Here is a 14,888-nt window from a genome sequence, read left to right as displayed (position 1 = left end):
ACGCATCGGCTCACTCATCAAAGGCTTCTCACCACAGGAATGTGCCAACTACCTCAAAAACTCAGGATATGCATCAACCTAATCACAGAATGCTCTAAATGGCAGCATCATGATCACGCATGCGGTGCAAACCGCAATATAGCTGTCGAAAGCCTTGCTCCCGGTGCTGAACGGGGAGAGCGGAATCAGTCCGATAACGGTGGTGAAAACGCCAGAATGCCGGGGACCTGAAGGCCGGGTCCGAAAAGCCGCGCTCAACGACCCTGTCCGGGGCGCGCGATGCAATGGGCGTGGCCTATGGACGATTGCCTTTATGCGTTTCTGGCCACCATTCCGCATCTGACACGCCCAGGACTGCATCGCTGTCTTTCGCATTGCGGGATTTCATGCCTGCCTGATACTGAAGGGGAGAAACCCTTCTGGCGTTAACCCGGAAGCTTTGTTGATATTGCCAAAGTCCAGGCGGCCGCAGGCCGGAGGGGCTGGTTGGCGGTGACGCAACGCATGGACAGAGCCAACAGAAAAACGGCGTGGAAGTGCTTGGAACATGGTCCACATGTCATCGCATCTTATCGGGTCCATACTATCCTGGCCGATAACGACATCCAGTTCGCCGAGCAATTCTGTAACCGGCGCATGGCGTGGTCACGTTCCATGCATTTCGACCTGAACTGCGCAGCCAACGGGTTCGAACATCGCCTGATAAAGCCCAACCATCCATAAATCCATGGTCAGGTTGAGTGGATGAACCGCCCGTATTACGACAGCCATGACCAGTTGGGGACGCGCTACACTGACTCCGGGGCTACCTGTAATTTCAGGCGAAGACTCAAGATCCCGGGTCGTCTCACACCCTATGAATACATCTGTAAAATCCAGGCTTCAGAACCGGCAAGATTCATCACGAATCCTATCCATCAAACCCCGGAACGCAATACCTGGCGTTCCGGGGTTGAGGTTGCCGCGCCGCGTGGCCATAGGGCCAGAAAGACGAGTTGCAGTGCGACCGCCCCAAGTGGAAGCCAGACAAATCCCGCCATGACCCAGTGTTTCAGATTGGGTAAAACGATGTGGACGTCGGCGGCGTAATGACCATGGGCAAGGAAAGAGGCAAGTATGAATCCCGTTACACCCATGGACATTTTTGTGACCAGAGTATTGATTGAATAGGCCATTCCAGCCGTATTGACCGGCGATGTCATCCTGCCCATGTCTATGCCATGGGCCAGAAGCACATAATACAGTGGGGAGGTTACACCTTGCGCCAGCGTCAGTATGGCGAAACCCGCAAAGAAAAATGATAGGGCGTTCCCGGCTGATACCAGCAGCAGATACGCCATGGCCTGAATGACCACGCATACAGTTGCGCTGCCGATAACACCAAGGCAGCGGACGACGCGGGGACATATAACGGCGCCGGCAAACCCCATAATGGTGGCTATGGTCAGGAGGATACCCCCCATTTCCTCACTGCCTCCCAGAATGATCCGGGCATAGTACAGGGCAAAGCCATACAGCGCGGCCAACCCGGCAAACTGCAGGAACACCAGGGCATTGCACAGCCACCAGCACCGGTTGTGCGCCAGCACGCGCAGTACCTCCACGGGTGAATGGCGTGCGGGCTGTGGCGGGTAACGCGTAATGCAGGCGCGGCCGACATAGCGCCACAGGAGTGTCGCGGTAATGGCAAGGCCCAGCGCATACAGCGCCATGCCATGCTGGCGCTGTAGCATGCCGGTTCCACCACCAAGCCACGTAATGGCTGGAATCGTAAACAGCGATACGATGAACTGCCCGCCCTGGCAGCCCATCATCCTGAAGGAATTCAGGCCAACCCGGTCATGCGCCTGGCGGGTGATCATCGTGCCCAATGCACCATAGGGTGTATTGATGCAGGAATAGATGGCGCCCAGAACAATATATGTCAGCAAGGCCCACAGTATTTTCCCGTGCGGAGAAAACGGCAGGGGCAGGAAGCATGCAAACCCGGCCATCCCGAACGGGAACGCCAGAGAACGGATCAGCCGGGGGACAATCTGCCCGCCCTGGCGGTCAATGACATAACCGATGGCAGGATCACAGAACGCGTCAAACACCCGCGCCACCAGCAGGATCCAGCCCACGGCACCCACAGGCAGCCCGTATATGTCCGTGTAGTAGTACATGAGGTACGATGACGTCATGCCCCACATCAGGTTGGAAGAAAGGTCGCCACATCCATAAGCGACTTTCTCATGCAGGGAGACTTCACGGGTTATGGATGACATCACTGGCCTCCCGGCTGGAATGGACGGTTACAGGCGACCGGCCCGAAGTTCTTCGGCCAGATGGTGGCAGGCCCGCATGCTGACCGCCATGACGGTAAGCGTCGTGCCCAGCGCCCCGCCGGTAGGAAAGCTGGATGCATCCGTGACAAACATATTGGGCACATCCCATGCCTGACAGAATGGATTGAGCACGGACGTCGCGGGATCATTTCCCATCCGCGCCCCGCCGCTTTCATGAATGGCGGCCCCCATGGTCATGCTTTTTGGAAACATCTTGCGTATGAACCAGCGTATGGGAAAAGGTTTGTCAGGGTAAAGTCCCGCGTCACCCTCCCCCAGCCCAAGGGGGGAGGCCCAGAAGTCAACATGACCGCCGCCCGTCTCGATCATGTCCGCGCAATCGCGGATCTGCTTGCGCAGCATGGCGCGTTCATTGGCATGAAGTGCGCAGCGGATATGGGGCAGGGGGATGCCCCACCTGTCGCGTCGGCGCGGGTCAAGGGTAATGGCGTTGGTGCGGTAAGGCAGCATTTCCCCGAAGCCCATGATCGCAACCGGTACGTCGCCCCTCCCGGCTAAGGCATGGCGGCCTATGGAACCCTGGTATGTATAACCGCGCATGAAAGCGGGATCATGCGCCCCGCAGGCATTTTCGTAACGGGGAATGTACAGTCCGCCCGTGGTGCCAAACAGGGTATGGGCGGGCAGGGGCGCATCCTCACCTTCCCGGCTGGCCGCGGGCCAGCGGCCGAACATGAGGCTTGGGCACTGGTCCATGAAGTAGTGACCAAGCGTGCCGGAGCTGTTTCCCAGCCCGTCGGGATGCAGGCGAGTGCGTGAATTCAGCAGCAGGCGCACGCTTTCTATGGGTGATGCGCAGACAACGACTGCTTTCGCATGGACGGCGCAGACCGCGCCCGTCCTGCGCTCGACATAGCATACACCTGTTGCGCGCCCTGATGCGGGGTCCGTCATGACTTCGCGCGCCACGGCGTCTGGGCGTACCGTCAGTCTTCCCGTTGCCATCGCGGCCTTGAGGGAACTGGGAAGCGGGCCGCCATTATGGGGGTTGAAACGCCACGGCACCACATGCCGGCTTGGCCAGCGTGTCTCCACCGCGCTGCGGAAGCTGCGTTCCTCCGGCGTCAGGGGGGTGGACTGGGCCATTACACCATCAGGCGCGGTTTCAATGCCATCACGGGTGCCATGGATGCCAAGGAATCTTTCCACCTTTTCATACCACGGCGCGAGATCCGCATATGATATGGGCCAGTCCGTGCCCCCGCCACCCTGGCCTGCGCCCTTGAAGTCATAATCGGACCACCGGAACAGCACGCGCCCGAACGTATGGAGCCGGCCCCCCGTCTGTTGCCCCCGGATCCACAGGAAAGGGGCATCCTTCGGGGTCGTATAGCCGTGCTGCCGGTCATTGACGAAGAGGTGCTTCAGCGTTTCGCTGAAGAACGCCACACGTGATTGTATGTGCTGGCCCGACAGCGTGGCCTTCATGCGGGGAAACAACTGCACGTTGTCGCCCCTGTCCTGACCTGCGGGTGGTTTGAGGTCGCTGGCCGAAAGGGAGTGGCCGGCCTCGATCACGAGCACGGACAGGCCCTGTTCCGTCAGTTCCTTTGCCGCGAAGCCGCCCGCGGCCCCCGATCCCACGACAATGACGTCGTATCCTGTTCCGGTCATATTCCGTTCCTGATGGCGCAAAAATTAAGTCGCGGCTGGCTATGCCTGCAGCAGGGTCCATGCGCCGTACCGGGCGCCGGACTCCAGTGCGGCTTCGATAAACTCCTGTCCCCGCATTCCATCCGCCAGACGGGGCAGGAGAGGGGCGTCATGACCGCCCAGCAGGTTTGCCGTATCGGCATAAAGCCGGGCAAAGGCTTCCTCATACCCTTCGGGATGGCCGCGTGGCAGCAGGGAGGGGGTCTGGACCGCGCTCCCCCCACGCGCGACATGGGTCGCGCGGCCATCTGCTGTGGAAATGATCAGGCTGTCGGGCTGTTCCTGGTTCCATTCCAGTCCGGCTTTTTCCCCGAACAGGCGTAACCTCAGCGCGTTGCCACACCCGGTCGCAACCTGACTGACCCACAGGCTACCGACCGCGTTGTTGGAAAAGCGTAGCTGTATCTGCGCGTCATCCGGCACGGCGTGGCGGGGTACCAGTCGGGAAACCCGGGCTGAGAGCACTTCGCAACGCAGGCCGGATACAAATTCCGCCAGATGGAAGGCATGTGTTCCGATATCGCCCAGACAGCCACCTGCGCCGCCAGTGCGCGGGTCCAGTCGCCAGCCGCCATCGCTATCGGCATTGCCAAGCCAGTCCTGCAGGTATTCAACCTGGATATTTCTAAGCGCGCCCAGTGCGCCATCATGCACCAGCCGGCGGGCTTCACGGACCATGGCGTAACCGCTGTAGGTATAGGCCACGATCATGTCCTGTGCCTGCGCGATGAAACGCTCGGCAAAATGCCGGGCCTGCTCCACCGTAAGCGCAAGCGGTTTTTCGCACAGTACAGGGATGCCAGCCTCCAGAAAGGCAGCTGCGACGGGCAGGTGCATATCGTTGGGGGTTACGATAATGGCAAGGGAGATGCCGTCCGTCCGGGCCGCTTCGGCCCGTGCCATCTGTGTCCAGTCGATGTAAGTGCGCGCCGGGTCCAGCCCCAGCGCCTGCCCTGCCTTCAGTGCCGGGACTGCATGCCGTGACAGGCACCCCGCAACCAGCGAGAACTGTCCGGTCAGGGCGAGCGCGCGGCGATGCACGTCTCCCATAAAGGAGCCGGGCGCGCCGCCGATCATGCCGACGGGCCATTTCTTCATGTCATTCTCCTGAAATTTACAGGCCAAGACAGCGCCGTCGCTCGTCGTTTGACAGCGGACTTGAGGCAAAATCATCAAATGACTGCGTGGTCATTTCGATCATGTGGCGTTGTATGAAGGGTGCCCCCTCACGCGCGCCCTGTGCCGCGCTCTTGAGGCAGCATTCCCATTCCAGTACCGCCCAGCCGTCATAGCCATATTGTGTCAGACGTGAAAAAATGCCGCCGAAGTCGATTTGCCCGTCGCCGGGGGAACGGAACCGCCCGGCCCTGTCGCGCCAGTCGGCAAAGCCGCCGTACACGCCCTGCCGGCCCGTCGGGTGAAATTCGGCGTCCTTGACGTGAAACGCGCCAATCCTGTCGTGGTACAGGTCGATAAAGGCAAGGTAGTCCATCTGCTGGAGCAGCATATGGCTGGGATCGTACAGGATTGCGCAACGCGGGGCGTTGCCAAGCAACGCGGCAAAACGCTCGAAGCTTGTGCCGTCATGCAGGTCCTCGCCGGGGTGCAGTTCAAAGCACAGGTTGACGCCTGCTTCATCAAACGTATCCACAATCGGGCGCCAGCGTGCCGCAAGCGTGGAAAAGGCAAGATCGACCAGACCGTCATCACGTGGCGGCCACGGGTAGAGATACGGCCATGCCAGCGCGCCGGAAAAGGTCACATGCGCCTTCAGTCCCAGCCGTGATGACGCCCGTGCGGCCAGAATCAGCCGGGAAATGGCCCACTGCATGCGCGCCACGGGGTTGTTCTGCACGAATGTGGGGGCAAACCGGTCGAACTGGATATCATAGGCCGGATGGACCGCAACGCACTGACCCTGGATATGGGTGGACAGTTCAGAGATGACCAGACCATGTTCGGCCAGCATGCCCCGGATCCCATCACAGTAATCCTGACTGGACGCCGCCCGTTCAAGGTTGAAGATATGGTCGAGATGCGTGGGAAGCTGGAGAGCCTTGTATCCCAGTCCGGCTGCCCACCGCGCCAGACCGGGCAGGGTGTTGAAAGGGGCGTCAGGCCCGATGAACTGGGCAGCAAAAATGCCGGGGCCTTTCATGCCACCCCCCCTCTGGTCAGGAGGTTGACGAACGTAACGCCCCGTCGCAGGGCGGGTACGGGCCGGGGACAGGCATCAAGTTCCAGAATGGGACCGCACCGTAGCGGAGCATGGGCAAGCAGGGCGGCCAGCCGGCCAAAATTGGCCTGTCCATTGCCCAGTTCACAGAAATAGTCCCGGTGCCGGGCATGAATGTCCTGCCCGATCGGGGTATCGACCGGCATGGCGCAGGTTGCGTCTTTCCAGTGCATGGCCACGACGCGCTCGACATGCCGCCCAAGCACATCCGCCGGGTTCCCGCCTTCAAGGATGATATGCGCCGGGTCGGGGCACAGTGAAACATAACGCGGATCGGTCAACAGCATGAACAGGTCCACATCACGTGGGGCGCAGGCAATGGTGTGGGCTTCCGTATGGATCGCCAGCGTGACACCATGGCGGGCGGCCACGAACCCCATGCGGTTGAGCAGGCCGGCGATGGGCGCGGCAAAGGCCAGGTCCACAAACGCGGGCGGTTCGGACAGGAAGGTGGCGCGACAGGGCAGGCCCGCCACCAGCACCGTACCGCCCGTTGCCGCAAGGAAGCGCGCCGCTGTCTCGACCTGCGCCAGAATCCGTGGCTCGGCGCTGCCATATTCATGAACGGGAATACGATCGAGGACCGGGAAAAAGCTTGACCAGATTTCCAGGTTCCGGGTTTTTAGTGCATGGGCCAGGGCGGCTTCCGATCCGAATGCCGCCACGGCGCCGGCCTGGTCAAATGGCGGGAAGGCCAGTTCGATACCCGTTACGCCTGCGGCGTGCAGGCTGTCGAATATCCGGGTCCATACCGTGTGGCCATCCGTAGCGGCCAGATGGTCGACTTCCGGCTCCGTGGCAACGCCCCAGAAAGCAGGGCTGTAGAAAGTAACCAGATCTGTTCCGATTTTCACCTGCATGCGCTCCCTGAATAAGTCCACATGCGGCGAAGGTATGTATTAACTGTAACGAAACGGCCGCGAATGTAGTCTCATGGCCTACATACAGGAATATAACAGGAATGCAACCGTTTGCCGAAACAGGTCAGGTCGATTGTCGCACGACAAAGGTTGGCGCAAGGGCGACAAGGCGGGGGGTCGTGATCCGTCCATTGTGAATGTCGGCCAGCACCTGCACCGCAACGCGGCCGATTTCCAGCGTGGGCTGGATAACGGTGGTCAGGGCCGGACTGGTGAAGGCGGTGTAGTCCATGCCGTCATAGCCGGCGATGGCGACATCCTCCGGTACGCGCAGGCCGCTTCCCAGAATCGTATGCATGAATCCCAGCGCCAGCCCGTCGCTGCAGCAGATCACGGCGGTTGGACGTTTTTTCAATGCAAGAAAGGCCTGCGCCGCCTTCGTGCCGGATGCCATGTCAAACGGCCCCCCCTCCAGGCGGATCAGTTTCTTGCCCAGCCCAAGCGTGGAAAGCCTGTTTTTGACGGCATTGTAGCGGGTATGTTCATGGCCGCTGCCAGCCGGCCCGGATACGAAGGCGAAGTGCCGGTGGCCGCGTTCGACCAGATGATCGACAATCGCGACGTATCCATCCCCTTCCTGTGTCATGACGCTGGTGAGGCCAGCCGTCGTCAGGTCGTTGAAAATACTGACAATCGGCAACATTTCCTGATCCGGTCCCCGGTCTGCCGCCGGCAGCCACTGTTCGGTCGCCACCAGTAATACGCTGTCCGCCACACCAGCCTGCAGGTAGCGTATGACATCGCTGGCCGAGATGGGCTGTGCCAGGTACTGCCGCAGCATGACGTTCAGGCCAAGGGCTTTTGCCTCTTCGCATACACCCAGCAGAATTCCGGTAAAAATCGGAGAAATCGCCTGCCCCGAAAAGCTGGAGGCCAGCACCAGGATGGTGTCCGTTGTGCCACGGCTCAGGTTGCGGGCGGCAACATTTGTTTCATAGCCGAGCTGGGAGGCGACCTTTTCAACCAGTCGCCGCGTTTCGTTGCTGACCCGGTCCGGCCGCGACAGGGCGCGGCTTACGGTGGAAATGTTCAGGCCGGTCTGGTCCGCCAGATCTGCCAGGGTTACGCGCTTGGTCACCTGTCGGGTGTCTCCTCGGTTTTTACACCCACGCAGGTGGTGGGGAAGCATGGCATATTCAGGCTGCCGGTCCGGTGCATGCCTGATGTTTGGATTCCCTAGGATATTGCGCCATTGGGCGCAGGTCGAGTGCCTGAATGCGGATGTCGTGTGGCCAATCATGGGCGGCTTCGGTGCCGTGGCGTCCGGCACGCGGCGTAAGGATGGGAAAATGGTTCCGGCATGCGCGCGCGAACTGTCGTCAATCTGCAACACTCGCGCTGGAATATGGATTTGGAAAGCGATGGGGCGCATGGGCCGACAATAATGGGAAACTGGTAGTGCCAACGCTTGCCATATATTTTTGTAACGTAATGATAAATGGTTGTTTTCAGTCGGGTGCGCGATAGGGAGAAGGGCGTATTTTATGGAATGATCCTGTCTGTTTTTGGCTATTTATGGCGGAATGCGGCATAAATTTATTATTTCCACCAGGGAACAATAGGATGGACTTGGTATTCAGAATCATGGCAATCGTTTCCCATGCATGTCATTTCACCTGGTCGTGTCATCCGCCAGGTAAAGCATGTTATCGTTTACGGGGGGATCCGATATGGTTGCAGGTGCCATGTTTTACGGCAGATGCTGGTTATTAACGACATTTCTTCTTGGTACCACCGGGTTTGTTGCTGTTTCACATGCGCAGGGTGTGAACGGTGTGAACGAGACGACCAGGGGCCGCCACGCGGCGGCCGCCAGACCTCCTGCGTCATCATCTGGCACGGCGGCGCGGGGGGCGCATGCCGTGCAGGCCACTTCGGCTCCGGAAATCCTGCAGGTCAGTTCCGGCCGGTCAGGTGGCGGCGGCATGATGCGGCAGGAAAGGGCGTCGCACAGCATCCAGACCGTGACCCGGCAGTTCATGGATATGCGCAGCCCGGCGGGGACGCCGCTGGACATGGTCAAGAACCTGCCCAGCCTGAACGTATCGACGCAGGATACATCGGGCATGACGGGCGGTTCGATTGAAAGCCGCAGCCTGAATGACGGGGATATGGCGCTGCTGGTCGATGGCGCGGTCGTGACATCCGGCACCGAATACCTTCAGGAAGACATTGATACGGAAAACATGGACCGTATCGAGGTCACGCCGGGAACATCCGCCATTGACCAGCCCGTCACGTCGGCGGCGCTGGGGGTCATGAATGTCATGACGCATACACCCAGCCACAAATTTGGCGGGCTGACGGATTTTTCATACGGCACCAATGACATGTCCCGGCAGTTTATCCGGCTGGAAAGCGGCGATATTGGCAAGACCGGCCTGCGCTCGTTCTTTTCGTTTTCGCATACCCATGCCGATAACTGGATCGGTGCAGGCGCATCGGACAAGAAGCATATCGACTTTGGCGTGCAGAAGGATATCGGGACGGATTCCTACATAAAATTCTTCCTGTCGTGGAACCAGGAACGTTACGGCATCTACAACTACCCCACGGCTGACCAGTTTTATGCCAAGAAGCACGGAACGGGCACGTGGGGCGCCAGCAGTGATCCGCATAGTCCGAATTTCTGGGGTAACCACCAGGAAGGGCCATGGAATGAAGTGTTCATGACCCTGCCCGTGCACCTGCGTCTGACGGACCAGCTGCACTTTGACCTGGTACCCTATTTTGCCTACGGGCGTGGATGGAGTTCATCCGCCAGTGGCGAAGCCGGGTCCGGGCTGACCTATGCCAATGGCAGTGCGGTATCGCCTTCACAGCTTTCGGTCAATTATTTTGACCAGCGCACGCCCACCACGGGCGCCACCATCAAGCTAACCTATGATATTTCACGCCATAACCAGATGACATTTGGATACTGGTATGGCTATACGCAAAGTCGGCAGTGGGGACCGAACAGCGCGGTGAACCAGAACGGTTTTTCCAATGATCCCGATAACCTGTCCACCGCCTATTTCCAGAATGGCCAGCGTTATTATTCGGCAAACCAGCAGACAGGCGACCAGATCCACGCGCTGTTCATTCAGGATACGGCAAAATACTTCCAGGACCGTCTGGTCGTGTCCGCCGGTTTCAAATTCGCCATGATGAACTACTGGTTCGACAATTACCTGACGCACCAGACCATGGGGTCTAATTCCGTGGTGCCCCTGCCGCGTTTCTCGACATCGTATACCTTTAACCGCCACCATCAGGTTTACGTCAATGCGCAGGGGGATTTTCGGGCACCCGATCCCAGCAACCTTACTGAAAACACGGCGCTGCCCCGCAACCAGTACACGATCAAGGAAGAACTGGGGTATCGTTATAATAACCGCTACATCATCCTTGACCTGTCGCTATTCAACTATGCGATTACAAATCGCCTCCTGAGCGTCTATAACGCGAATAATTCGTACAGCACCGTCAATGCAGGGAACCAGACGGCGCGTGGTTTTGACATCATGCTGTCCACGCGTCCGTTCCATCATTTCAGCCCCTATGCCTCGTTTGAATACCTCAATGCGCATCAGGATTCGAATGTTCAGTATGGCACGTCCTATCTGCCCACCAAGGGCAAGGAGGCGATCATGGCGCCGCATGTCATGGCCAATTTCGGCCTGACTTACGATAACAGGCATTTCTTCGCCAATGCCACCGTGCATTATACCGGCCCGCAGTCCGTTACACTGGTCGGGGATGAGAGGATACCGGGCTATGTCACCGATACCATCTCGCTAGGCTATCGTTTTTCGCCCTTCCTGGTGGCCAAATCCCCTACATTCCGGTTGAATTTTACAAACCTGACCGGTTCCATGGTCCGGACGGGCACGACCGGGGTTGCGGACAACTATCATGCGGTAATGCTGTTGAACGGACAGCATATCGCGGGTTCATCCGGCGCACAGTTTTATGTTGAGCCACGCTTCAGCATGACCGGAACCATCTCCACTTCATTCTGATCACGATCCTGAACGATCAGGCAGGCCGCATGGATGATCCTCTTGGACGTGCTGTAGCCTGCCTGTTTGCAGGACCGATGGACGCTACCGGTTCATCGAATCAATCATGACTTTGCGCACCGGGTTGGAGATCAAGCGCGATCGCAAGATATGTCAAACCTCCAGTGAAATGGATTACGATCAGGTGACGATATGCAGGAATGGACATTAGCGCACAGGCTTCTCACGGCTGCCCTTGTCGCAGCCACCGGCATGTTGGTGGCACCGGCGGCACAGGCCACAGCCCCCATGGTCACGGCGCCCGCGGGCGTGCTTTCGGGCATGAAGCAGGGGAATGCGGATATTTTCCTCGGCGTGCCGTTCGCCGCTCCGCCCACGGGGCCGGCCAGGTGGCAGCCCTCCACGCCCCTTGCGTCCTATCCCGCCCCCATCCGGGCCACGACCGCGCGCAAGGGCTGTTCGGCGTCGATCAGCGCCGACATAGGCGAGACGGTGAATGAAGACTGCCTTTACCTCAACATCTACCGGCCTGCTGGCGTGGATGCGCATGCCCACCTTCCGGTAACCGTATTCATTCATGGCGGCGGCAACCAGACCGGCACGCCCGCCAGTTATGACGGGACGGAATTCGCCACGCGCACCCATTCCATCGTGGTCATTCCCACCTACCGGCTGGGGGTTTTCGGTTTCCTGGCTCTTGGGGGGAAACCGGGACTGCCGCAAGGGGACTTGGCCCTTAGCGATATCATATCGGCGCTGAAATGGACCCATGACAATATCGCGGCGTTTGGTGGCAATGCCACGGGCATGAGCCTGGTGGGGGAATCCGCCGGGGCTGCCAACATATGTGATGTGCTGACGGCGCCCGCAGCGCGTGGGCTTGTAACACAGGCGATCATGCAGAGCGGCTTCTGCCCTGGCCGACCTGCACGCGTGGTGATGGAAGGGATCGGCGCGGCAACAGCGCAGGCTGCAGGCTGCGCGGGGCCTGACCCGTTGCCCTGCATGAAGCGCCTGCCGGTTCCGACCCTGCTTGCGGCATGGAATACGGTATGGCAGCAGCCAATCGTCCGGCTGAAGGACGGGACATCCGTCTCCCGCCCCCTGTTTCCGATCACACCGTCCGGCAGTATCCTGCAGCCCCAGCCGGTGGATGCGGCAATCCGGGCGGGCGCCGTGGGTTCCGTTCCCGTCCTGGTCGGCTTCAACCGCGATGAACTGCGGACCTTCCTTGCGGGCTATTATCCGCTCTCAACCGACCGGTACCATACGCTACTGAAGCAGGATTACAGTGGGTTCGCAGGCAACCTGCAGAAAGAATACCCGCTTCCCCCGGGGCAGGACCCGGTCTATACCCTTGCCGCCTTGCGCACGGACCAGATGCTGATCTGCCCCGCATTGCGGGGGGCTGCGGTGCTGGCTGGCGCAACGCCTGTTGCCGTTTATGAATTTGCTGACCGTACGGCGCCTCCTTTCCGCTCTCTGGCCATGAAACTGCCGGATGCGCCGGGATTTGACCGTGGCGCGTCTCACACGGCGGAACTGCTGTACCTGTTTGGTTACAAATCCGTCGCCGGTCCGCTATCGCCCGCGCAGCAGGTACTGTCCGCGCGGATGATGGATATGTGGGCCACGTTTGGACGATCGGGCACGACCGCACCATGGCCGGCATGGACCCCGCAGGCCCCCGATGTTACGGTGCTGGCGCTGCCGGCCGATGGGGGAATCCGGATCGAACGCGACGTGGCGGCCCGTCACCATTGCGGGTTCTGGGACCGTCACCCCACCATTCCCAACAGCCTTTTCCCGTGATCACGCATCACCCGCGCCGGACACCCATGGCGGATATGTGACTCGGGTCCATGATACCCGGACAGGAAAAAACCGCCGTTCATGAATGCTGACCCCTTCATCCTCTCCCATGCTTCCGTGACAGCGCGCGCCCGTAGCCCGGACATCTGCCTGGATCGCAGCGAGCGCCTGACCGACAGTGGCCTGTCAGTTGAGGAAGCGGTGCATGAGGTCCGCCTTGCAGCCAACCTGTCGCGCATCACGGTCATGGACTGGCGGCGTTAGGTGGCTGGCGTGCCGCGTCCCCACTGGCTTCCGTTTCTGGTCAGCAAATGCCAGGGCGATCCCGGCAGGCGCGCCCTGTGCGATGAGCGGGCGCTGGACATCTTCAAGTCGCTGTGGCGCCGGCCTGAAAAGCCGACCATTGCGGCCTGTTATGATGATCTGAAACTGATCGCGAAAGCCGAGGGGCTGGGCGTCCAGAAATCCAGGGGCTATTCACTTTGCTGTTCATATACGCGCAGATTCAGATCCGTGAGATCCAGAAGCGGGGTAGGGACCTGATGTGCGCGTGCCCGTTTGACCAGATCTCCGATAATCTGCCCAGCCTCCACAGGGGCACCCTGCAGCAGATCCCGAAACATGGAGGAGGTCAGGGTTGAATCCGTTTTCGTCAGGAGACTGACGGTCCCCTTCAGGGTGGCATCCCGCAGGGGATAACCGGCGGCGACAGCTATTGACGCACATTCATGGATGACAGCCCGTGCAAAGGCCTTTCCTGCGGGCTGGCTGGAGACTTCCCCCACGGTTCCCCGCATCAGGCAGCATATGCTGCCCAGGGCGGCAAGCAGGACCCATTTGTCCCACATATCCTGCAGGATGTGGGTGGAAAACACCGTTCCAAATCCGGGACCTGACAGGGTTTGGGCAATAGTGCGGGCCGCTGGCGTATCGCTGCCTGCCTGTTCACCTACGGAAAGCCGGGGGAGGGTACCCGTCTGGACAATGCGTCCCTGTGCATCAAGCTTGCTGACGATAAAGCACGTGCCCCCCATGATCGCGGCAGGACCGAAGCGGTCCGCCAGGATATCAAGGTGCTGCATGCCGTTGAGAAGCGGGACAATCCGGGTCAACGGCCCCACCGCAGGCGCGAAATCATTCATTGCCGCAGTCAGGGAATAGGCTTTTACGCTAAGAAGGATGATATCGTAGGGACCGTCAATCTTATTGGCCATCACCATCTGGGGACGGATGGTGGCGTCGCCCGCGGAACTGATCAGGCACAGGCCCTCGGCACGGAGTTGCTGCTGGCGTCTTTCGCGCACCAGAAAGGTTATATCATGCCCGGCGCTGGCCATGCGGGCGCCAAAATACCCACCCACGGCGCCTGCGCCGACAACAAGAATTCTTGACCCCATCACGCTGTCTCCCTCTTCTTGATCCGCCATGATGCATTGCGGTTAAAGGCGAGTTGAGGCGTTGTGGAGGTGGCGGTCAAGGCTGGTTCGTAACCCTGATGTGCCCGGACGCCGCGCCTGATGCTGGCCTTGGGTATTCAGGTTCGGCTGCTGTTCGAACTTTATGGGTGACAGCGCCCCGTTCCTGACGTGAACGGAAACCCGTGTAACCAGACAGGCAGCACGGCACTGAGGAACCAACCTGCCTGGCCGAAGCTGCCAGTGGATGAGATATCAGTTCAAGCGCCCGGCATATGGTGCCGGGGGCATGGATCAGATCCCGATGACAATTTTTACCATGCCCAGGACTGCTTTTGATGAAAATCAGCACTCAGAAATTGTAATGCAGTTCACACCCGACCCAGCGCGGCGTCTGGATATACTGGACACGGTTGTTGTCACTTCCGGTAAAGGAATACAGGCTGCCCTTGTTGTTCTGCAGGTTGTCAACATACACGGCGGCCGTCCATTTGCCTGTC

11 protein-coding genes and 1 pseudogene are annotated in these 14,888 nt (G+C 59.7%); 5 read left to right on the top strand and 7 right to left on the bottom strand.

Translation table 11 applies throughout. From position 1 onward, the window contains the following. Window positions 1-142: 142 nt before the first annotated feature. Window positions 143-939, top strand: a pseudogene (locus tag CFR76_RS18550) (IS481 family transposase); the annotation flags it as partial. Here the strand turns inward: CFR76_RS18550 and CFR76_RS16150 are convergent. The 6 genes from CFR76_RS16150 to CFR76_RS16125 all read right to left on the bottom strand — a co-directional run bounded on the left by CFR76_RS16150 (window position 918) and on the right by CFR76_RS16125 (window position 8,235). Beyond that, window positions 918-2,267 carry an MFS transporter gene (locus CFR76_RS16150; RefSeq protein ID WP_110557863.1) on the bottom strand — a complete coding sequence of 450 codons (1,350 nt, stop codon included), beginning with the start codon at window positions 2,265-2,267 and terminating at the stop codon, window positions 918-920. The pseudogene CFR76_RS18550 and the gene CFR76_RS16150 sit on opposite strands and share 22 nt — an antisense overlap. Window positions 2,268-2,294: 27 nt before the next feature. Next, on the bottom strand, window positions 2,295-3,962 hold the full coding sequence (locus tag CFR76_RS16145) for a GMC oxidoreductase (RefSeq protein WP_110557862.1): 1,668 nt from the start codon (window positions 3,960-3,962) through the stop codon (window positions 2,295-2,297). A gap of 39 nt (window positions 3,963-4,001) precedes the next feature. Next, on the bottom strand, window positions 4,002-5,099 hold the full coding sequence (locus CFR76_RS16140) for a Gfo/Idh/MocA family protein (RefSeq protein WP_110557861.1): 1,098 nt from the start codon (window positions 5,097-5,099) through the stop codon (window positions 4,002-4,004). A 16-nt stretch (window positions 5,100-5,115) separates the two neighbouring features. Continuing rightward, entirely contained in the window at window positions 5,116-6,159 is a 1,044-nt protein-coding gene (locus CFR76_RS16135; RefSeq protein ID WP_110557860.1) for a sugar phosphate isomerase/epimerase family protein, read from the bottom strand. Continuing rightward, complete coding sequence (locus tag CFR76_RS16130; protein ID WP_208624023.1) at window positions 6,156-7,097, bottom strand: sugar phosphate isomerase/epimerase family protein; 942 nt, start codon at window positions 7,095-7,097, stop codon at window positions 6,156-6,158. Before CFR76_RS16130 ends, CFR76_RS16135 begins: the two co-directional genes overlap by 4 nt. Before the next feature lie 124 nt (window positions 7,098-7,221). Continuing rightward, complete coding sequence (locus CFR76_RS16125) at window positions 7,222-8,235, bottom strand: LacI family DNA-binding transcriptional regulator (protein ID WP_110557859.1); 1,014 nt, start codon at window positions 8,233-8,235, stop codon at window positions 7,222-7,224. Between the two features lie 592 nt (window positions 8,236-8,827). Here CFR76_RS16125 and CFR76_RS16115 point away from each other — a divergent pair. The 4 genes from CFR76_RS16115 (at window position 8,828) to CFR76_RS18850 (ending at window position 13,516) form a co-directional block, all read left to right on the top strand. Next, window positions 8,828-11,161 (top strand): TonB-dependent receptor, encoded by a 2,334-nt coding sequence (locus CFR76_RS16115; protein WP_408884377.1) that lies wholly within the window; start codon window positions 8,828-8,830, stop codon window positions 11,159-11,161. 288 nt (window positions 11,162-11,449) lie between these two features. Next, window positions 11,450-12,973, top strand: a complete 1,524-nt coding sequence (locus CFR76_RS16110) for a carboxylesterase family protein (protein WP_244191989.1) — start codon at window positions 11,450-11,452, stop codon at window positions 12,971-12,973. 81 nt (window positions 12,974-13,054) lie between these two features. After that, the gene (locus CFR76_RS16105; protein ID WP_110557856.1) at window positions 13,055-13,237 is read left to right on the top strand and encodes a hypothetical protein; all 183 of its coding nucleotides are present in this window, start codon (window positions 13,055-13,057) and stop codon (window positions 13,235-13,237) included. Then, window positions 13,238-13,516 carry a DNA-binding domain-containing protein gene (locus tag CFR76_RS18850; protein ID WP_110557855.1) on the top strand — a complete coding sequence of 93 codons (279 nt, stop codon included), beginning with the start codon at window positions 13,238-13,240 and terminating at the stop codon, window positions 13,514-13,516. On the opposite strand, the gene CFR76_RS16095 is transcribed toward CFR76_RS18850, so the two are convergent. Next, window positions 13,447-14,370 carry a ketopantoate reductase family protein gene (locus CFR76_RS16095; RefSeq protein WP_110557854.1) on the bottom strand — a complete coding sequence of 308 codons (924 nt, stop codon included), beginning with the start codon at window positions 14,368-14,370 and terminating at the stop codon, window positions 13,447-13,449. The genes CFR76_RS18850 and CFR76_RS16095 overlap by 70 nt on opposite strands. Window positions 14,371-14,888: the final 518 nt, after the last annotated feature.

Source organism: Komagataeibacter swingsii (assembly GCF_003207895.1).
Lineage (GTDB): Bacteria > Pseudomonadota > Alphaproteobacteria > Acetobacterales > Acetobacteraceae > Komagataeibacter > Komagataeibacter swingsii.
The sequence above is the reverse complement of the archived record's forward strand: the minus strand, read 5'-3'. Positions and strand labels throughout refer to the sequence as shown.

What these genes read in the sequence shown, in the direction of transcription:
- CFR76_RS16150 (WP_110557863.1), bottom strand. Translation starts at nt 2,267, where the DNA reads ATGTCATCCATAACCCGTGAAGTCTCCCTGCATGAGAAAGTCGCTTAT.
- CFR76_RS16145 (WP_110557862.1), bottom strand. Translation starts at nt 3,962, where the DNA reads ATGACCGGAACAGGATACGACGTCATTGTCGTGGGATCGGGGGCCGCG.
- CFR76_RS16140 (WP_110557861.1), bottom strand. Translation starts at nt 5,099, where the DNA reads ATGAAGAAATGGCCCGTCGGCATGATCGGCGGCGCGCCCGGCTCCTTT.
- CFR76_RS16135 (WP_110557860.1), bottom strand. Translation starts at nt 6,159, where the DNA reads ATGAAAGGCCCCGGCATTTTTGCTGCCCAGTTCATCGGGCCTGACGCC.
- CFR76_RS16130 (WP_208624023.1), bottom strand. Translation starts at nt 7,097, where the DNA reads ATGCAGGTGAAAATCGGAACAGATCTGGTTACTTTCTACAGCCCTGCT.
- CFR76_RS16115 (WP_408884377.1), top strand. Translation starts at nt 8,828, where the DNA reads ATGGTTGCAGGTGCCATGTTTTACGGCAGATGCTGGTTATTAACGACA.
- CFR76_RS16110 (WP_244191989.1), top strand. Translation starts at nt 11,450, where the DNA reads ATGGTCACGGCGCCCGCGGGCGTGCTTTCGGGCATGAAGCAGGGGAAT.
- CFR76_RS16105 (WP_110557856.1), top strand. Translation starts at nt 13,055, where the DNA reads ATGAATGCTGACCCCTTCATCCTCTCCCATGCTTCCGTGACAGCGCGC.
- CFR76_RS16095 (WP_110557854.1), bottom strand. Translation starts at nt 14,370, where the DNA reads ATGGGGTCAAGAATTCTTGTTGTCGGCGCAGGCGCCGTGGGTGGGTAT.